The 19,084-nt window shown below is 58.2% G+C and carries 12 protein-coding genes and 2 pseudogenes; 4 read left to right on the top strand and 10 right to left on the bottom strand.

The window, feature by feature from the left end; all coding sequences use genetic code 11:
- The first annotated feature begins 167 nt into the window (after positions 1-167).
- Positions 168-1,370 (top strand): cation:proton antiporter, encoded by a 1,203-nt coding sequence (locus ABIC75_RS22375; protein WP_354016110.1) that lies wholly within the window; start codon positions 168-170, stop codon positions 1,368-1,370.
- 254 nt (positions 1,371-1,624) lie between these two features.
- On the opposite strand, the pseudogene ABIC75_RS22370 reads toward ABIC75_RS22375, so the two are convergent.
- Positions 1,625-1,840, bottom strand: a pseudogene (locus ABIC75_RS22370) (IS3 family transposase); the annotation flags it as partial.
- A 402-nt stretch (positions 1,841-2,242) separates the two neighbouring features.
- Here ABIC75_RS22370 and ABIC75_RS22365 point away from each other — a divergent pair.
- The gene (locus ABIC75_RS22365) at positions 2,243-2,989 is read left to right on the top strand and encodes a hypothetical protein (RefSeq protein WP_354016109.1); all 747 of its coding nucleotides are present in this window, start codon (positions 2,243-2,245) and stop codon (positions 2,987-2,989) included.
- Positions 2,990-3,536: 547 nt separating this feature from the next.
- On the opposite strand, the gene ABIC75_RS22360 is transcribed toward ABIC75_RS22365, so the two are convergent.
- Positions 3,537-3,836, bottom strand: coding sequence for a hypothetical protein (locus tag ABIC75_RS22360; protein ID WP_354016108.1), 300 nt, complete (start codon positions 3,834-3,836; stop codon positions 3,537-3,539).
- Positions 3,837-5,623: 1,787 nt separating this feature from the next.
- Here ABIC75_RS22360 and ABIC75_RS22355 point away from each other — a divergent pair.
- Positions 5,624-6,310, top strand: a complete 687-nt coding sequence (locus tag ABIC75_RS22355) for a hypothetical protein (RefSeq protein WP_354016107.1) — start codon at positions 5,624-5,626, stop codon at positions 6,308-6,310.
- A gap of 59 nt (positions 6,311-6,369) precedes the next feature.
- Positions 6,370-7,188: an N-acetylmuramidase family protein gene (locus tag ABIC75_RS22350; RefSeq protein WP_354016106.1), complete on the top strand. Its 819-nt coding sequence runs from the start codon at positions 6,370-6,372 to the stop codon at positions 7,186-7,188.
- A gap of 1,395 nt (positions 7,189-8,583) precedes the next feature.
- Here ABIC75_RS22350 and ABIC75_RS22345 read toward each other — a convergent pair.
- The 8 genes and pseudogenes from ABIC75_RS22345 to ABIC75_RS22310 all read right to left on the bottom strand — a co-directional run bounded on the left by ABIC75_RS22345 (position 8,584) and on the right by ABIC75_RS22310 (position 19,081).
- Complete coding sequence (locus ABIC75_RS22345; protein WP_354016105.1) at positions 8,584-8,952, bottom strand: contractile injection system protein, VgrG/Pvc8 family; 369 nt, start codon at positions 8,950-8,952, stop codon at positions 8,584-8,586.
- A 1,048-nt stretch (positions 8,953-10,000) separates the two neighbouring features.
- Positions 10,001-10,255, bottom strand: coding sequence for a PAAR domain-containing protein (locus ABIC75_RS22340; protein ID WP_354016104.1), 255 nt, complete (start codon positions 10,253-10,255; stop codon positions 10,001-10,003).
- 287 nt (positions 10,256-10,542) lie between these two features.
- Complete coding sequence (locus tag ABIC75_RS22335) at positions 10,543-11,175, bottom strand: DUF6708 domain-containing protein (protein ID WP_354016103.1); 633 nt, start codon at positions 11,173-11,175, stop codon at positions 10,543-10,545.
- A 468-nt stretch (positions 11,176-11,643) separates the two neighbouring features.
- The gene (locus ABIC75_RS22330) at positions 11,644-12,594 is read right to left on the bottom strand and encodes a DUF6708 domain-containing protein (RefSeq protein WP_354016102.1); all 951 of its coding nucleotides are present in this window, start codon (positions 12,592-12,594) and stop codon (positions 11,644-11,646) included.
- An 11-nt stretch (positions 12,595-12,605) separates the two neighbouring features.
- Positions 12,606-14,681 carry a hypothetical protein gene (locus tag ABIC75_RS22325; RefSeq protein ID WP_354016134.1) on the bottom strand — a complete coding sequence of 692 codons (2,076 nt, stop codon included), beginning with the start codon at positions 14,679-14,681 and terminating at the stop codon, positions 12,606-12,608.
- Positions 14,682-14,695: 14 nt separating this feature from the next.
- A pseudogene (locus ABIC75_RS22320) lies at positions 14,696-14,908 on the bottom strand (PAAR domain-containing protein); the annotation flags it as partial.
- A 219-nt stretch (positions 14,909-15,127) separates the two neighbouring features.
- Positions 15,128-16,090, bottom strand: a complete 963-nt coding sequence (locus tag ABIC75_RS22315; RefSeq protein WP_354016101.1) for a hypothetical protein — start codon at positions 16,088-16,090, stop codon at positions 15,128-15,130.
- Between the two features lie 15 nt (positions 16,091-16,105).
- Entirely contained in the window at positions 16,106-19,081 is a 2,976-nt protein-coding gene (locus tag ABIC75_RS22310; protein ID WP_354016100.1) for a T6SS effector BTH_I2691 family protein, read from the bottom strand.
- Positions 19,082-19,084 lie beyond the last annotated feature (3 nt).

Here is a 19,084-nt window from a genome sequence, read left to right as displayed (position 1 = left end):
TCGAGATCAAATCGGCATCGGTAATATCCTCCGTACTGCGACGGATGAGCCGGCTTTCAGTCGGCTAGGTGATTGTCTATTGCGGGAGATGCTCAATACCAATTGAGCGGCGCGATTGGGCTCAATCATGTACATTCAGGGCTGCACCCCGCTGCCGAGCTTCCCGCATGCATCACGCGAGCGACATCCTGCTTACTCTTTTCATCGTCTTCATCGTCGCCCAGATTGGTAGCGAGATCGCGCAACGGCTGAAACTCCCGGGCGTGGTGGGTGAGATTGCAGCTGGCTGTGTGGTCGGCCCTTCGGTACTTGGTTGGATCGTCCCCGACCAGGTTGCAGCAGGTACGCCACTCGACGTGCTCGCAGAGATCGGCGTGGTCTTGCTGTTGTTCTCGGTCGGTCTGGAAACGCGACTGGAGGATTTGAAGAAGGTCGGCAAGGTGGCCTTCCTGGTGGGCGTGCTCGGCGTATTGGTGCCGTTTGGCATGGGGGGGCTTTGGGCGCATGGCAGCAGCTTCGACTGGGGCCGTTCCTTGTTCGTCGCCGCGGCTTTTGTGGCCACATCGGCAGGTATTACAGCCCGCGTCTTGCAGGAGCTGGGTGCGCTGCAACGCGTCGAGAGCAAGGTGATTCTTGGCGCGGCGGTCATTGACGATATTCTCGCCATGCTGCTGCTCGGTGTGGTGGTGTCCCTGCAGGGTGGTGGAGGCTTCGACCCTATCCACTTGCTGTCAGTGCTGATAGGCGCGATAGGCTTCATCCTGGTGGTTGGCATCGGTGGTGCGCGCGTGATGCGTTGGAATTCTGGCTGGCTGGACAAGCCGCAGAACCCTCACTCGGCGCTGGCCATCGTGCTGGCGCTATGCCTGGGCCTGGCTTATATCTCCACCCGCTTCGGCTTGGCTGCCATCATCGGTGCCTTCCTTGCCGGCATGATCGCCTCCGAAACACGTCAACAACACACGCTGGAAAAGCAGACTCAGCCGCTGCTTTCGCTGCTTACGCCGTTCTTCTTCGTCATCACCGGCAGCAAGATCGACTTGCATCAGCTCGCCAATGTCGAAACCGGGATCATGCTGCTAGTAGTGACCCTGATCGCCATCGTCTCCAAGTTTATCGGTGGCTTTTTCGGAGCGCTATCGCTCGGCAAGCGCAGTGCCGCCATCGTCGGCTTCGGTATGGTGCCGCGAGGCGAGGTGGGCGTAGTCATCGCCAGCCTCGGCCTGACCGCCGGCGTATTCACCGATCGCATTTATGCGATCATCGTCGCCATGTCGCTGCTGACCGCCATGGTGACGCCACCCGTATTGGCATGGCTATTACGACGCAGCCGCACAGCGGAGAGCACGGTTCAAACATCGCGCGGCTGAAGCACTCGACGCGCATCGTCCAATAACTGAGCCCTTAAGATGGGATCATTGGGTGGGCTCCATTCGGCCATGCTCCCCTGGTATTGGCCGAAGAGACGTACCTATGGCGCCCTTCGCCGTCGCCAGATCACATTGTCATCAGAGAGCTCGCCTTGACTTTCCCCAGGCTTAACCAGAGCCATCTCGCAGAGTCCAAGGTTCGGAGCATATCGCTCAGTGATGGGTTGCAACGGATTCCTTGATCGCAAACCTCAATCCATTGGCCAGAGGTGGTTAGGGATCTGCAGCGGCCGAGGCTCGACGGTCACACCTTCACGTTTGTGGCGCTTACGTGCCGCGATGCGAGCTTCGCAGTATAGGCGGCGCACTCGCCTGTGGTTGGCGACGAAATCTTCACGCTCGACGAGGATGTGCAGCCGCCGATTGCCGAATCGGCGATGTTCGCCAGCTGTCGCCACCAGGCGTGGCTGGCCGTCGTGCCGGTAGCCACTTGTTTCAAGAAGCCGATGATCTGTTCTTCGGTAAAACGCTTCTTCACGTCCAATCTCCGTCGGTTGGGGGATTGGACTCCAAATCGCCGTGCTACTCAAAAACGGGGGGGCGTCGGCCGTAGAACTGCCGATAGTCGTGTACGTAAAACTACTGGGCGCATGGTCTTTTGTGGCACAACACCTTTGGTGTTCGAACTGAAACGAGCGTCAGCTAATTGCATCCAGCTTAGCCGTAGACGATGATTCCAATATCATCGCTTAGGTTCCGTATCGAGATGTAAGGGCCGGTACCGGTATCCGCGCTACAAAGAAAACGGAAACAAATCCTTACATTTTCGCTGTGTTCAATGCCCTTCGCATTTGACCCGTTATGGATGTCTAGTGTCCGACGACTATTGCATTGCTGGGGGGGTACCTTCAGAGCATTTGAAGCGCACGCGAGCGCTATTGCTTCTTGCGGCTGTTGTCTTGCCTTTTTCATCCCGGCTCAATGCCCGTGAATATGAATTTCTACCCGAGGTCGACTCGTTCCTGAAGCTATCCGAGGTCTCGAGGCTATATCTGAATAGTCAAGTGACGATCGTCCGGCCAAACGGCGTCACGCAAACAGAAGCCGGAGCGAATTTTGACATCACGCTTACACCGATCTTCCGACGACATTTGCGCACGGACGACTGGGAGCATGATCGCTACCTATGGATGCGGGTCGGCTATGAGGTTTATGGCAGTCCCGATGACGAAGGTCATGGCCCAACCGAGCGCCGAGGTGTCGTTGAGGGGACAGCTCAGGCAAGACTGTCGACGCTCTATCGGGTCTGGATTGTCAGTAGGTTACGGGTTGATTTTCGTGATATTGGCGGGTCATTTTCTAAGCGCTACCGCTTTCGGCTCGTTGTCGAGAAGGAGATGCGAGGGGGCAACGGCAAGACTATTGTTCCCTACATCAGAGCCGAAACGCTCTATGACACGCGATATAACGCATGGAATCGGCAGATATACACAGCAGGTATAGAGATCGAGGCTACGCGCCACTGGCGTCTTGAGCCATATGTCTCTCGCCAGTATGACAGTCACTCACCTACAGCTAATGTGGATCAGATTGGCGTGCAGCTTAAAGCATACTGGTGAGCGGTGGAGTGTTCTGGGATTTAGGACATCAGCCAGCCTTGCTATGAGGCCTGAAGCCTCGGAACCGATGTCGCCAGGGTGGCTACGGCGAACTTGAGAGTTAAGCGCTTGCATCGATTCTTTGGAATAACAGGTTTTGTGATGATCGGATGCCCCATAGTCTGCGTCGACAATCGGTGGAGGGATCCGTCGTTCGCTGGCTCCCTCTATTGAACGTTCTGGTTAGTGTTACTGCCCGAAGCGACACCATGAAACGTGTTTTCGAAAATCCGTTCTCACGGCAGTTTCTTGATGGCACCAAATCGCTGTGCTACTCAAAGGTGGGAGTAGCGTCGAGTCAGCACGATCTGAATATATGCTTCGGCGGTCGGCGTCCGCTTGAGATCTCCCAGCGGCTGTTCAATGTCGCACAGGTTGAGCACGTCGCAAGGGTGTGTGGACATCCAATGCTTCTGAAGCACTACGGTACGGATCATTAGTTTCCATCGTCGAAAGGGGCGACGATAGCCCATTCGCACAATTGGTCGGCAGCCAACATGAGCCGCAATCATTTCGGTATCGCCGTATGCTCGACGAATGAATTAGAGGCTTTTTTCTTGGCATGGAAGGGCGCCATGCTCTCGGTAATCATGATTGCGAACGCTCTGCCAAGGATGTCTGCGAGGTCTTTGCTAGCCTCGACATCCGTTTCACCGGTGCGCAAGGGCACCTTGTTGCTGTGAGGCCTGCCACGATACACCTCCCACCGACCTATCCAGCCTGTCATAGATGGCCGCGACACAGTTTGGGCATCCACCACGATCCAATAGCGGCCGAAAGGAAATGCCTGACCGTGACTGATCCGCATGCATACCCCTCCGATGAGCGCCTATAGGACGGCGGCATCATGGGCATGTGAGACACCGCAATGAAGACGCTGATTGAAGGCGACCTAGCTATGAATTATACACATCGATCCCTGATGAGCACCTGACGCCTCGGCCAGTAGCAAGTCGCCTAAGGTCAGCCTGTGCTTTGCCTCGGCGATGAGATTGAGTGCATAGCATCGCTCTTGGACGAATTCATGCAGAGGGTCTACGAAGCTCAATCAAGCGCATGCGCAAGTCTTCGGTGATCTCAGCGGCTTCTACGGCGCTCGTATAACAACCCACCAACCAATCGGTATATCCGCGAACGGCTAGGACAGCATCTGCATCCGCCAAAACAAAGACCTCACTTTCGGGATTTACAAGCACTGTAATGTGTCCGATGTCGCGAGCTACTTGTGCGATCCTTTTTCCGAAATATGCCGACTTGCGTGGCGAAAGGCACAGCTTACCGAGTGGCTCTGGGAGGAGCGTGGTCTGATTTCTCCGTGAGAGTGCCATGCTTGCCGCGCGTCCTCTAATTAGCGTTCGCAGGGGTGATTGATCATACGATCTTCGCCATCGCACACCTCGGTCAGTGGATGTGGCTCTCGCTATTGCGTATGACTATGGTTGGACGTCGCCTGGCTTGGCGCGAGGTGGCCTGGCAATGGGCGGCGTTTACAGTGGTCGGTCTCGGTGACCATGAATCGCTGCTTCGAACCGCTAGTGGCCATCGAACAACGCTTCGTCAGTAGCTTACGCGCCGTGATGTCGCAAATCCACAAGCTCAGCTAAGAGACCAAAGCGACGATAAGGAGCTGTTTCAGGAGCTTTTCGCGCAAGTTTTTCGCCGGCGCATCGATCAGCTGCGGATGATCGCGAGTGGGCACGATCTCCACACCGGCGGCGAGCCGTGTTTAGTTCGACGAGTTTGACCGAAGTAATCGTGCCTTTGGTGTTCTTGACCGTGTGCCATACGAGCACGCTGCTGGCGACGTCAAAGCCGTGAGCTGTCACGGTAGATTGGACTCCAAATCAACGTCCTGCTCGAAAGTTGAGGGCGTCGCCGTTGGATGGTAGCGTCTGAGCCGACGTCGGAATTTTATGGGATTCCGGCACCCTCCCTATCAGGGTTCCTAATTGAATCAAAGGCGCACCTGGTTATCAGTGGAGTGTCGTCTGGGTCAGCACAACGGACTTGCTGGTACTTGAGTCGTACGAGTCTACAAGGATAGATTTCCTACCGTGGGAGTCAAAGAGGCAACGGACAATGCATCGCCGATTTCATCGAAGCACCATGACGTCGCACCGTTCTACAACACGCACACATGTGCCTCCTGAGAAAGCGAGATCGCTAGCGGGCTCGTGATTGCGCGTGCGGCGCGTTATTCGCGATGCGTTCCTGCCCAGTAATGATGGCCAACGACAATGATCCCCGCCGGACGGTCAGCCTTTGCCCTTACTCGATGCATGGTGCTACGGCCGTAGGACGCCGTATTACCAGAAGCACCTGTACAGAGAGATGCCGTGAGATGCGTGGGCTGTGCATCGTCGATGCAGCGCCGCTAATCCTGACGCATAGCTTTCGAAGGGTCGGTTCAGTCGGCACTATGCGGCGCTCTTTGGCGACGATGTTTTCTTGAGAAAAGTGGCTAGAAGCCTTGACCGAAAAATATTTAGTCGCGACGCCAGTGGCGTCGAAAACGGGCTTCGTATCCCGAGCAGCCTGTGACCTCTATGGCCGAGGCCGCTGTGGCGCACCGACCTTTTCATTTGTGAGGAAGACATGAACGCGCTATCTGTGCCCTCAGAACAACCTGATCTGAGTTGGCAGTTAAAGCTCCTTCCGTTTATTACGCGATCCATCGCCGTGATGGGCTTTCTCTTCTTTGTGAGTAGCTTCCTGCAACTTCATTTAATGTACCTTGAGCTTAAGGTCGATCCGATCGTTGGTCCATCGATGATTGCGGCCTCCGAGAAGGCGAGTTCTACGGCAAGCGCGGATGCGCTGCATTGGGACGGCCTCCTTGCTTTGGAGCACGAAACCCTCATCGACCGAACCAAGAGCTTGAACGCGGTGATTCTGCGTCAAGCCTCATTGCTCCATTTGGGGTTTCTGACCGGCATGGTCTTGTGCCTGGTTGGTGCGATCTTCGTGCTGGGACAACTGCGAACACCCGAGTCGACGTTGAGCGGGGAAGGTCATGGCATCAAGCTAGCCCTGAATACCTCATCCCCTGGCATTGTGCTCGCGGCGCTGGGATGTGGGCTGATGTGCTTGACACTATTTCACCGCTACCAATTCAACTTGCCGGATAAGACCGTATATCTGCCGCCGGCCCAGTTCAGCATTTTGTCGCCCCCGGGGGCGACCACGCTATCCCCGGGAAGCACCTCTCGCGTTCCCGCTGTACCAGCAACGACGAGCACGTCAGGGACTCCGAGGATCCCTGCGACCGACGACATCCCATAGTCGAAGACGCAATCGCAGCGAAGTGGTGACGAAACGTCACGCTTCGCTGAGCGAAACGCATGCTGATCGGTAAGGCAGTGACTATTGCCAGCAACCGACCCGACCACTCACCGGCTCTTGCCGGAATCGCTGGGAGCCATCCATCTCTGAAGGCCCCCCTGGAACGGTCGCTGATCAAAATCATCGACATCGTCACGGCCACCACGTTCTTTCTCCCCGTCACGTCCGCGCATTGTCGGACGGGCGCGCAGACCTACGCCGGTTTTATAGCCAACACTCTGGAGACTGACATGAACCGCACCATTTCTGATCAAGCTTGGGCCAATTCCGCCGCCACCCTAGGAGTGGAAGTGGCTTGCTTGCAAGCGATTGCCGAGGTGGAGTCGTCGGGTGCGGGATTCCTCCCTCCGCCCTCGGATCTACCCAAGGTGCTGTTTGAAGGGCACATCTTTCATCGTCAAACCGACGGCCGATTCGATGCCATTGCACCCAACGTGAGCTATCCGCATTGGGATAAATCAAAGTACGCCGGATCTGCCGTTGGCGAATGGACACGACTGAACACCGCCATCGCTTTGGATCGTGATGTCGCGCTTCAGTCGGCCAGTTGGGGCATGTTCCAACTGATGGGATTCAACCATGCGCTGTGTGGGTTTAGCGATGTCGAGGCCTTTGTCGATGCACATAAGAGTGGTGCCGATTCACAGTTGACAGCGTTTGCCCAGTTCATCGCTCAGCCGCGTTTTCTGGCAGCATTGCGGGCCCGGAATTGGCAAGCTTTCGCCTCCGCATATAACGGACCGGGATATGCAAAAAATCGTTACGACAGCAAGCTTGCTGCTGCCTACGCACGGCTGGTCGCATCGCCCGGCGCATAGCGTTCCTCTTTCGCTTGTTCCTGCCATGCCTTGATCTCATCCGCGACGGCACCGGTCGCTAACGATATGAGGCATGGCGACTTGGCAAACGCAAGGCCGATATCATCAATATCCGACGAACCGCAGATTCATACGACGAGTGGGTCAGCTCTAAGCCGTTGATCGGCAGCTTCTCTGATTCATTAAGATGCAGTTGACGTGACTAGGCAAGCTGCATGCCACGCGTCAGCTGCTGTAGCGAGTGTTGAGCTCATTAACACCATTTCGTACTGGAAGCGTACGAAGATATACAGCTAGCATTTTCCAATGCGGGTACGAAGCGCGTTGTCCAGTGTTCGTCTCAAGTCGATCCAAGTCTGTGTTGTTGAGTCTATTTGACTCGCTGGGGAAAGAATTGGCGTGTCGTGTCAACTAGGTCAGAGTCGGCAAGCTGCGAATTTGTGTCGCTGCATATTGAATCCATTGGGACCTTTTGATTGGTCGGCTTTGCCGGTCCTGCATTGGCGAAGTTTCGCTGAAAGCGCTTCCAAAGCGATTGAAAAAAAGTCGCGATATATATCGAGATAAACGCTCTTCCAATGGCGCCGTATAGCAAGGGGATTTGACCCGTAATGCGGAGCCTTCTGGGACCAGGAGGGCCGGGCGCCTACCGCCTGCCCATGCTATCGAGTCTTTGATTTCGCATTGATCATTTGCGCAAGGCTAATGGGCAGGGGCTATGGACAGTCGAACACTAATGGCCCGATTGGGACCACGCTCTATCTCGTGGGGAATCGTTGCTCAGGTGCGGCCGGAGTTCTCACCTCAAGACATAGCCGCTGCATTGGGCATGATCAAGGATAAGTTCGCCCGTGAGCTGTTTTGTTACCTATATTGGCCGGATCAATCGGACTCCTCGTTCAAGGACATCGAGCAGAGGGTCCTTCATCGACTCATGGAGGAGTGCAAGGCCCGTACCATGAATGCTATCGGTGCGCGCTTCGCGTATACGATGGCTGAGGTGGAGCTTGTCACTGCAAGAGCCAATTCAAGAGCGGTCACGCTCGCGTTGGCCCAATACAGAGCTGCCATGGAGCTCGCCAACGAACGTAAATGGCCATCCCCGCGCGCTACGTATCGAAATCTTGTCCACAGCGTCCTTCGTGAGATCACCGCTCCTGCGATTTGCGCTCACTGCCATGGGTCGGGGCAGCATACTAATCATCGCATCCACGTCACTTGCCCCGTGTGCCATGGCGATGGAGTGGTGCCGCTTTCGGATTTGGCTCGTGCTCGAAGTTTAGGCGTTACATGGCATGCCTACCGAAAGGCTTGGAAGGCGCCCTATGAATGGGCCGATACCACCTGTAAAGAGGCGTTGGGGGGCGCGGAACGCGCCTTGATCCGACACCTCGGCTACACGCGCAATGATAATAATTGAAAAATTGAGCAAGCTTGGTTGGTGGCCAGCGGGCGGAAGCCCGATGTCTTCCTGACCTGCGGCACGGTCTGTTGCTGGAAGATGCGCCAGTCCGAGCGCAGGCCCGCGCGGGCCAGCAGGGGCTCCACCACGGCGCGGTAGCGGGTGCGGCGATGGCCGGTGGTGCCTTGTTCGAAGGACGACACCACGCCGTGCACGTAACGCACGGCTTCGTCGTCGCGCCACAGGGTGAACAGGTAGGGCTGGTCGAGCACGGCACCGAAGTCGATGGCTGGATCGGCGCTGGCTAAGTCCAGCGACAACGCGAACGGTTCGGAGAGGGCTTCGCGCAACTCGAAGCTCACGACATCGAACGCAGGGGGCTGGGCGATGCCGCCGGGGCGGAGGCGAAGGTGAAATGAAGATCGGACTGGCGGGGCATGAGCAACTGCATCCTTTCTGACGCAAGCACGGCCCGTCGATCCCGACAGGCGCAGAACAGGCTCAGGTTGAGTTTTTCGCAACCCCTGTAGGCGGCTTGCGAGAAATGACTCAAGCCGCCCGCGTCTTTTCGCGTTGGCGTGCAATGGCCTGATGGTTTTCATCATTTCGAACGCAGCAGCGCGAGGTAGAAATCAGGGAGGTACGTGACAATGCGGGCTCGATCCTAGCTTCACTCTCTTGCAAGCATCCAATCCTATTCGAAGCCCAGTTTGTCCAAGGACAACTTGCAGGGGAGTTCCGCTTGTTCACTGAGGAAATAGAGCGCGGCGAACATGCCCTCGGTGACCTTGCTATCCAAGGACCGTTACCGGGTTCCATCTCGTCGCATTTCGACAGGATCACGCGGAGGGTGTCGCTATTGGCCAGGATGCGCGTCACCGCCTGGATGCCCATGCACAGCCCGGCGATGCGGGCGGAGCGGAACTTGGCGCTGTCCTTGGCCAGCGAGAGTCCAGAGCGGACGGCCGAGTGGATTGGTGGAATGGGTGATGCCGTTGGGCGCGGAAGGATGTGCGGCCGTCGTATGCTCGACCATACCCATGATCAACTTTCCGCCGTTGGTTGTGGTCAGCGGTTCGTCTGGGTGGGCGCCCTTTCGGCGCGCGCCATTGCACTTGCAATGAAGCAAGGCGTCGGCGGACGAATTGGATGGCTCGCAGCCGCCGACGTGGGACCTTCGCATGCGGCGCATGCCATGTCCGTCCGGGGGCGTCTCGCGCATAGCTCGGGAGGCGTTGCGTGGCGCGGGAGCTGCCTTTCGTGTGAGGTCTAACGGTTATTGGCGTCAGCTATCTATAGAGGCGCAACAACGCCTAGGTGCTCGGTCACGCAACTACCTTCGCCCCCTTGCGTGGCGTGTGCACCAGGAACCCCATGCACCTTGGGCGCGGTGCCTGCGATGACGTGCGATCAGTCGAGCTGCCAGCTTTCATCGCCTTCCACCAACGTGCCGCCGTGGCTGGATTTGCATCCGACATACGCAATGCCTTGCCCACCAAACGTGGACGATGAGCCGGTGGTGATAACGGCGCCGCAACTGATGTGGTCGCCGATGCACGCGGCAGCCCGCCCGTTGACCGTGACACCGCTGATACCGGTGGTGACGGTGCCGTCGCCGTGGATGGGGCAGGAATGGCGATGGCCGACAAGAACGATGGCAGGCATAAAAGTCTCCAGTTTGGAAATGTCATCGCTAGACGTGCCTCATTGGCGAGTTGCCCGTCAGCGTCAGTTCTGTAATCACGATACGTCAGCGAGATTGGCGTCATCGGGTACGGCCATCCATTTTGTGGCTAGGGCCGTATGCCCTTCTGCGCCATCTCGATGGTGACCATAGGGCCAGTCTCGCCTTGCAGTGCTTCCGCCGGCGGTGCCGGTGGGTGGATGTTCAATAGGCAACACAGCACCCACCAGCACAGCGATACCCACAGGGTGAGGGGAAACAACACCGCTCATAGGGGCAATAGCCAGTTCTTTTTGCCCTGCCGCTCGCCCGGTTCGCCCGTGCGCCACGGCACATAGTGCTGCCGCGCTCGGCGCGGGGTCAGCACCACTTGGTAGAACGGTAGCATCCACCAGTTCGGTTCTGCGGGCATGGGCAGCTTGTCTGGCCCGTGAGCCATGAAGGTGCGGATGTACTCCCACACCTGCGCCACGTACTCGGCGCGCGGACCGACTTGCTGGTTGCTCATAAGGCGTACCTGGAACATGCCGGGCGGCAGGCGTTTCTGCCAGAACCGATGCGGTGGCATGGGGCCGACCTTGGGCACCAGCACGTTCAAGCTAAAGCGCATGACGGCGCCGACGTTGCTGGCGTCCACGAAAGATGTCGGGCTCGCCTGTACACCTCGCCAATCGCCTTCCCACAGATAGCCGCCTTCCTGGCTGTACACGTGTTGCGTGTGCCGATTGAAGTAGATGTGCGACATCTTCAGGCGGCGTAGGCGTATGGCAATGAGGAGAGAGATACCACCAATTCCAAATAAATCGGGGAGGGCATCCAGCCAATCGTTTCGGGGGGGCGAAATCGGGGGGCAATGGAGCCGTCGCCCATATGTCCCCAGCGAAGTACAGCGCCAAGCCAATCAATGTGACCATATACATCTGTGCCGTTAGCACAGATACCTCGACATAAGGTCGGCGTAGGCCAAGAACTTTTCGCCCCATAGAAATAAACTGGTTGCCGATACATGGCGTTACCCCGGTGACGGGTGATGCGAGTGTCCAAATTGTTTGTGCTCGCGTTCCAGCCATTTGTGCTTCCTTGCTAACTAGAAAGACTCAAGCTAGCGGTGACTTTCGCTTGCTCGTCCAGACCCTGATTAGGGTGATAGGTTAGATCCAACGTCACGCTGCTGCCCAAGCGGATCGTCTGGTTGTAGTACAGCAGTAGGCCGTAGGGAGTGACGCGTAACTCCGTCGGCTCGTACTGGGCGAGGGGCAAGCGCTCGCCAGGTCGAGGTGGCACGGCAAGCCTGCCATCCCCCTGGCTTTGGCCCATGACATATTAGTCGGTCAGTTGAATGCCTACTTTCCTCTGAGTACGTGTCCGCTTATGGCTTGATACCCTGACTCGCCATCTCTAGCGTCACTAGTGGCCCCGTTTCACCCTCCATCGCCTCCGGCGGTATGGCCATCGGCTTTACACGGAATAGTTTGCAGGTGATCCACCAGCACAATGCGGCAAACAGGTTGTATGGGAAGGTGATCAGCCAAAACGGCAGCAGCCACCACTTTTTGCCCTGCCGCTCGCCAGGCTCGCCACTACACCATGGGGCGTAGTGACGCCAGGCCTGGACCGGCGTCAGGCAGATGCGGTTGTGTGGCACGTGCCACCAGTGAGGCTCCTGGGGTACCGGCAGCCCTTCGGGGCCGTGCGCCATGAAGTGCTGGATGTAAGACCACACCTGCCCCACAAAGTCCACACGCGGGTCATTGGGCTCGTTGCTGTCGATCACGATGGAGCGCACCGGCAACGCTACGATCTTGTTGTGAAGCGTGTCGGACTTACTGGGGTTGTCTGGAGTGTTATCGAAGGCGCAGATGATCAGCCCATACGATGTGCTGAACGAAGCGCCAGACCACTCCGTTTGCGTGACCATACCGGCTTGCACATTGCGCCATTCGCCGACGTAAAGGTGTTTACGTTTGCGGTAATAGACCTTCTGCGTTTCGCGATTGAAGACAAAGTTGGACTGGCTGCGGATGAGGTAGGTGCGCCAGGCGACAAATAGCCCCATGATGAAATAGAAGGCCAAAACATCCCACAAGGTGCTCCAAGCCGAGTCTTTTCCGCCAAGTAGCTCTGGCCATAAGTAGCAAATGAAAAAAAGAACAAACATTGTGTTGCATACGACGTACATCTTCCCCATAAACGCCGAATCCGCCGGCATGGGATTGCGCAAGCACAACACCTGTTTACCCATCGCGATGTACTGATCGCCAATCAAAGGTGGTGTCTTCGATGTCTCCCTGGCCTTCCAGATCATGTCGATGGCGGGCATGGCGACTCTCCTTAACCTATCAGCTCAATGCTTGCTTCCACCTTGGCGCCGGGATCGAAACCCTGGTTGGGGAAGTAAGTGAGGTAGAAGGCCATGTTCTTTTCATCGCCAGAATTGATCGTGCGCCGCACATGCAACACCAGACCCTGCGGCGTGACGTGGCAAGTAGGCTTATTGGCGTAGACGATCACGGGCCTCAATGCACCGGGCACGGTCGTCCCCACACTACTAAGGCCACCGCTCCATGTGCTCTGACCTAGGACAAACCCAGGTAGCAATACCGCAAATTCCACCGTGTCTGCGTCGAGCCAGTGACCATGCCAGTCGGTGGTTATGCCTGGCAAGCCGATCGACTTGGCTTGGTCTGCGTCCAGCGCCAGTGGAGCGAAATAACCTTCGTACCAACCTTGCACTTCGTCGCGTGGCCCCGAGTAGCCGGGCAGGCGCTTCTGCGCATCGAGCGAGATGCCGGCATGGTCTTCGCCGTCATTCTGGCGGGTGCCGAACAGGCTGCGCGCGGCCCACAGTTCCAGCGGTGAATGCTTTTGCTCTGCTGCCCTGGATTGCAGCCAGACGCCCACACCCACCACCGCCATTCCCACCAGGATGGTGACAACCGCTCCGAGCCAGCCCACCACGGGTACGGTGGCTTCGGCCGCGGCTGCACCAAAGACAGTCGACATGGCGGTGCCGAGTGCGATGCCACCTTCAAGCATGAAAGCACTACCCACGCCAATAGCGATTCCGCCCCTCCTTGTATAGGCCCCAACTTCCTCGTTTCCTGCGTCGGACTGCTTATTACCCTTAATCACGTCGGCGGCTACTGCAAGGAGAATTCCTGGATAGCCGAGCGATCGCGCAAACAACTTGCTGGCCAGAAAGCCCGCTATACCGACACCGAAACTCGCGCCGGACAGATTGACCGCCATACGCGCGGCAGCGGCGATATACAGTGTGCGCGCACTGACCGCCGTAGCAGCGATAGCGGCCATGATGCCAAAGATCGCCGAGCCGAAGTTCGCCTTCCGCTGAGTGTCGGGAGTCGTTTGCAGATCGTTCCAGGCCGACTGCAAGTTGATCAGGTTGTAGTGCAACATCAGGACATTGAATGCGCCACCTCCGGTTGTGACGCCCAGTGACTTGATGCTGGGCACCACGCGCGTCGTGGTGGTCTCTAGCACGGTGACGGTACGCGTGCCGACCACTTCGATCGTACTGCTTTTCTTGACCTCGGCCATGCCAGAGCGGATGAAGGCTTGCACTTCATCGGTAAACTTGGCCTCCGGCGTGTTGGGGGCGGGTATTTTTCTGGTGATGCCATAACGTGCATTCAATAGCCCGATGACTTTTTCTGCTTCGGCATCCTTGGCGGCGGCGGCCACCTGCTGTCGCAGGGTTTTGTTGGCATCCCATCGGGTCTTGCCGTTCATTTTCTTGAGTACGGCGGTAGACACGTCCTGGGTAATCAGGTCGGTGGCGTTGGTTTTGGCGGGAAAGCGACCGTGGAGCTCTTCGATAAGGACATCGGTAGCGCCAATCAGATTGCCGACAGCGTCAGCCCTGTCCTTGAATGGGTTGTAAGCGGCCACGGCCATGGCCAGTGGACTGTTGGCATTAGTCACCCAGGTCTGGAGGCGAGCGAAGCGCGGGTCTTTGTCGTGACGTCCGGGCAAGGGGTAGCCCATACCGTGCATGAGCAGGGCAATTGACTGCTCGAGTCCCTGGGCTGCGATGATGTGGTCACGATCATACGCGGTGAGGGCAGCGGCAATGGCGTGTGACTCCTCCGCGTGGGCCGCCTCGGCTGTAGCCAGCCATGCATCGTGGTTAGCGCAGGCGGCATCCATGCGTTGTAATAGCTGCCTCAATTGCTGGTCGGCCTTGTCGCGCTCGGCGAGAAAAGCCTTGTACTTGGCCATGTCGATACGTTTAGCCAAGCGCGCGCCACCGGGGGACAAGTTCTTGTCGGTAAGTACTTCGTACTGCAGCTCGCTTTCGGTGGCCGATAGAGCGCTGTGCGATTCACCGCGCAACGCAGCGAGCTGGTTCGGGTTGCGACTGGTGGGCGTGGAGCCACCCACGTACATGCCATCAACGTGCCGCTGTGACTGGTCTGGCATCCTACATAGGCGATGCCTTGCCCGCCGAACGTGGACGATGCGCCGGTGGTGATAACGGCGCCACAACTGACGTGGTCGCCGATACACGCGGCCGCACGGCCGTTGACGGTGACGCCAGCCGTGCCGGTGGTAACGGTGCCGTCACCGTGAATGGGGCAGGAGTGGCGGTGACCGACGAGAACAATGGAGGGCATGAATGTCTCCAGTTTGGAAATGTCATCGCTAGGGGTGTCTCGTTGGCGAGTTGCCCGTCAGCGTCGGTTCTGTACTTGCAATACATCAGCGAGATTCGGCGGCATCAGGTGCGGAGTCTTTGGAACGATGCGGAATAGCCGGACAACAACACGGTGAACGCCGCGATGCTTGTGTCGAACCTGTGGTAATCCCAGGTGGGGGCCATATCCATTCAGTGGCTAGGGCCGCATGCCCTGTTGCGCCATCTCGATGGTGACCAAGGGCCCGCTCTCGCCTTCCATCGCTTCCGGCGGTGGCAGCAGAGGCCGAATGCCCACGACGCAGCAAAAGGCCCACCAGCACAGCGATGTCGACAGGGTGAGCGGAAACAGCAGTGCCCAGAACGGAAGGTTAAACCAGCTTTTGCCTTGATGCTCACCGGGCTCGCCGGTGAACCAGGGCGCGTAATGGCGCCACGCCTCGCGCGGTGTAAGCACCACGCGGTGCAGCGGCAGCATCCACCAGTTGGGCTCGGCGGGAATGGGTAGCGTGTCAGGGCCGTGGGCCATGAAGGTGCGGATGTACTCCCAGACCTCGGCGACAAATTCGGTACGCGGATCCGCGTCGGCATTGCTCATCAGGCGTACGAGAAACATGCCTGGAGGAAGGCGCTTTTGCCAGAAGCGGTGCGGCGGCATGGGGCGCACGCCGGGTACTAGCATTTCCAGGCGAAAACGCGTGACAGCGCCGACGTTGCTGGCATCCACGAAGGATGTCGGGCTGGCATGAATGCCTTTCCAATCACCCTCGTACGACTGTGCACCCTCTTTACCATACACATGCTGGGTGTATCGATTGAAGTAGATATGGGACATCTTTAGGCGGCGAAGGTTTAACGTGAGAAAGGGGCCAAAGCAAATGGCTGGTCCGAAGTAGAAAAAAAATTTAAGCCAAGCGTCCCAGGCGTCAGGTGGGCCAAATTCTGGTGGGCGCGCCGGTAACGTCCATTGCAGGTACGAAAAAAAAACTGTCATACCAATGATCGATGCTATAAGCATCTTCGCCATCAGCACAGATACTTCTAGATAAGGCCGACGCAGGCAAAGCACCTGTCGCCCCATACCAACGTACTGATCTCCAATCCTTGGCTTAGCACCGGTGGCCGGCGATTGCGGTGTCCAGATCGTTTGTGGTGTTGCCATGCTTCGCCTCCTTGATCAGCCGCCAAACACAAAGCTGGCCGCGACTTCCGCCGCCTCGCTCAGGCCCTGATTGGGACGATAGGTCAAACGTAATTGCAGGTTATTGCCGGTGGTGATGGCACGGCGGTAGTGCACGAGCAAGCCATGAGGCGTGATGCGCTGATTTGGCACGGCGTCGCGGTAGACGGCGAGCGGCAGACGCTCGCCAGGGCGAGGCGGCACGCTTATCTCGTAGTCCCACAAGCTTTGACCCAGGATGTAGCCGGGCAACAACACGGTGAACTCGGCGGCATTGGCTTCGAGCCAGTTGTGCTCAAAGGTGGAGTCCACTCCAGTCCAACCCAGTTGCTTGGCGGCTTCCGCATTGAGCAGCACGGGCCCGAAACACGCCTGGTACCAACCCTGCAGCTCTTCGCTGAGATTGACAAAGGTTCGGGGTCGGTAGTCGGCTTCGTTTCGGCTGCTGTCATCGCCCATGCGGTTGCCGAATACGCTGCGCGTGACCCACAGTTCCATCGGACGGTTGTTTGCCGCATCGGCCTTGCCGTACAGCCACAAGGCGGTGCCAATCAGCGCGGCTCCGACGAGAGCTACGGCGGCTGCGCCCCAGCCCACTACTGGAATCCAGGCAACGCCACCGGCAAAGCCAATCAGGCCCTCGGTCAAGGCAAAGCCACCTATAGCCATGGCAAGACCGCCGCCAGCGGTGTAGCCAGCAGCTTCCACATTGCCTCCTCGCCCCAGGCGCGAGGCTTTCATGCCATCTGTCAGTAGTCCCAGCGCAATTGCCGGATATCCCATCGCGCGAGTAAAGGCAACACTACTGAGAAAACTCTTTACAGCCAGCTGATAGCCAACGCCCGGCAGGCGAGTCGCTATCGTAGACAAGATGCCCACCTGGACCACGCGCACACTGACCATGGCCGCACCCAGCGAGCCCATCGTGCCGAAAATGGCTGAGGCGAGGTTGGTCGCGTTCTCGTTGCTGTAGTGGCTGGTGATGTCCTTATAGGTGCTCATCAAATTGACGTAGTTGAAATACAGCACGGCGAAGTTGAGTGCCCCCAGGGTGCCGGTCTTGCCCCAGCCGGCCAGGGTGGGGCGAACGACGACGGTTTTGGTTTCGGTCAACGTGACCGTACGCGAGCTGGTCGCCACTTGAACCGTTTTCTTGTTCTCCACGGCGCGTGCCATGCCCGAGTCAATAAGGGCTTGTACTTCGTTGGTGAATTTGGCCTCGGCGGCGGGGAGATGGTCGGTAACGCCGTACCGCGCGGCCAGTAGTCCCAGGACGTCTTGCATCTCGGCTTCGGTCGCGGCGGCCTGAACCCGTTGGCGCAGGTTGCGGCTCTTGTCCCAGCGCGTTTGGCCCTTCAACCGCTTCATGAGTACCGTAGTGGTCGTTTCGGCGATCAGGTCAGTGGCGCCACTAACGTCTTCGAATTTCGCGCGCAACTCGTTGATGACGGTGGCACTGGCGCTCAACAGCGTCCCTTTGACGTCGTCTTTCTGCTTGAGCTGCTCAATCGCCAGCTTGAACGGGTTGTAGGCGGCCAAGCCCATGTAGATGGGACTGCCCTTGTCGTCTACCCAGTTTTCCAGGCGCTTGTAGCGCGGGTCTTTGCCATCCTGGCCCAACAGACAGTTGCCCATGTTGTGGATGCACAGGGCGATGGTTTGCTCCAGCCCCTGGGCTGAAACCTTGTGCTCGCGATCGTAGGAAGAGAAGGCGGCGGCCAGACTGTAGGGCTTCTCCAGGTTGGCGATTTCGGCGGTGGCTAACCATGCATCCTGGTTGGCGCACGCCGCCGCCAGACGCTCGAGCAGCCCCTTGAGCTGTTGGTCCGCCGCGTCGCGCTCGGCCAGGAATTTTTTGTACGCGGCCTCGTCTATCCGCTTGGCGAAGCGCGCGCCATCCGGTGACAACTCGTTGTCGGTAAGTACGTCGTACGTCCGTTCGCTGTCGCTGGAAGCGCGCCGCCCGGCAGGCTGCGCGCGGCTGCTTTCGCCGCGCAGCTTGGCAAGCGCATCGGGGTCGCGGCTGGTTGGGGTGTTGCCGCCTTTGTACATGCCGCGCAGGGTCTGGTCGAGCAGCAGGGCGACGGTATTTTTGCGTAGAAAGTCGGCACTCGCCGGCTGCACTTTCTCCACGTCCAGCCGCATGCACGCGGGCAATCCGGCGCTATCGCTCTTGGCCGTGGGTGCGAGCAGGGCGTTTTTCAGATCCAGTGCCTGGTGCCGCCGGGCTGCCACGGTCAGCCCAAGCTCAAGCGTGAGCCCTTCTGCGTCGTATAGCGCCACCGCCACCGGCACGCGCGGCTGGGTGCTGGGGTAATTGGCGGCCTGAGCCAGAATGACTTGCAGGGGCAGCTCGTCCTGGCTGAAGCAGGCGCTCCATGCCAGGGGCACACGCTGCGCCTTGGGCTTGTAATCCTCCACCCAGGTGCTCAGTGCCGAGGCTGGCAGCACGTGCTTCTGGGAGGATGGTTTCTTTTCGCCATTGGTCAGCTCGTGCATATCCAGCGGCTGCATCAAGCGCTGGCGCCACGATTTATTGGCCATCACTTTGGTGGTGATGGCATTGGTCCACAAATGGGTGCTGTAGCCGATCCACACGTCCTTGGCGGTATCGGGGCAGGTATCGGCCCAAACCCAGTAGGACGCACCGCCTTCATGATAGGCGTCGCGTTTGTGGTAGTTCTCCAGTCCGGTATACGTGAGTTCGCGGTATTTGCCTTGACCGTCGTACTCGTGGATAACCAGCTTTTCGCCTTGAGGGCCGCTCATGTACACGTAAACATAGCCGGGCCGCAGGGCGCGTAACGTGTACGTGGCTTCTTTAAGCGTTGGCAAACCTTGATCCAGGGCGTAGCCCGAAGCCGCATAGGCATAAGGCTTTGCCCCCGGATCGCCAGGCAGCACGGCATAACGCACCGGAACGATGGGGATGCGCGAGCTGCACGACGGGGAAGAGGTGGCGCCACCGGCCATGGA

The organism is Dyella japonica, assembly GCF_040545895.1.
Lineage (GTDB): Bacteria > Pseudomonadota > Gammaproteobacteria > Xanthomonadales > Rhodanobacteraceae > Dyella > Dyella japonica_D.
Note: the sequence above shows the minus strand (reverse complement) of the source record. Positions and strands in the feature narration are given on the sequence as shown.

Coding starts and splice junctions, on each gene's coding strand:
- ABIC75_RS22350 (WP_354016106.1), top strand. CDS start 6,370: ATGCTGATCGGTAAGGCAGTGACTATTGCCAGCAACCGACCCGACCAC.
- ABIC75_RS22325 (WP_354016134.1), bottom strand. CDS start 14,681: ATGTACGTGGGTGGCTCCACGCCCACCAGTCGCAACCCGAACCAGCTC.
- ABIC75_RS22355 (WP_354016107.1), top strand. CDS start 5,624: ATGAACGCGCTATCTGTGCCCTCAGAACAACCTGATCTGAGTTGGCAG.
- ABIC75_RS22340 (WP_354016104.1), bottom strand. CDS start 10,255: ATGCCTGCCATCGTTCTTGTCGGCCATCGCCATTCCTGCCCCATCCAC.
- ABIC75_RS22310 (WP_354016100.1), bottom strand. CDS start 19,081: ATGGCCGGTGGCGCCACCTCTTCCCCGTCGTGCAGCTCGCGCATCCCC.
- ABIC75_RS22375 (WP_354016110.1), top strand. CDS start 168: ATGCATCACGCGAGCGACATCCTGCTTACTCTTTTCATCGTCTTCATC.
- ABIC75_RS22315 (WP_354016101.1), bottom strand. CDS start 16,090: ATGGCAACACCACAAACGATCTGGACACCGCAATCGCCGGCCACCGGT.
- ABIC75_RS22360 (WP_354016108.1), bottom strand. CDS start 3,836: ATGCGGATCAGTCACGGTCAGGCATTTCCTTTCGGCCGCTATTGGATC.
- ABIC75_RS22330 (WP_354016102.1), bottom strand. CDS start 12,594: ATGCCCGCCATCGACATGATCTGGAAGGCCAGGGAGACATCGAAGACA.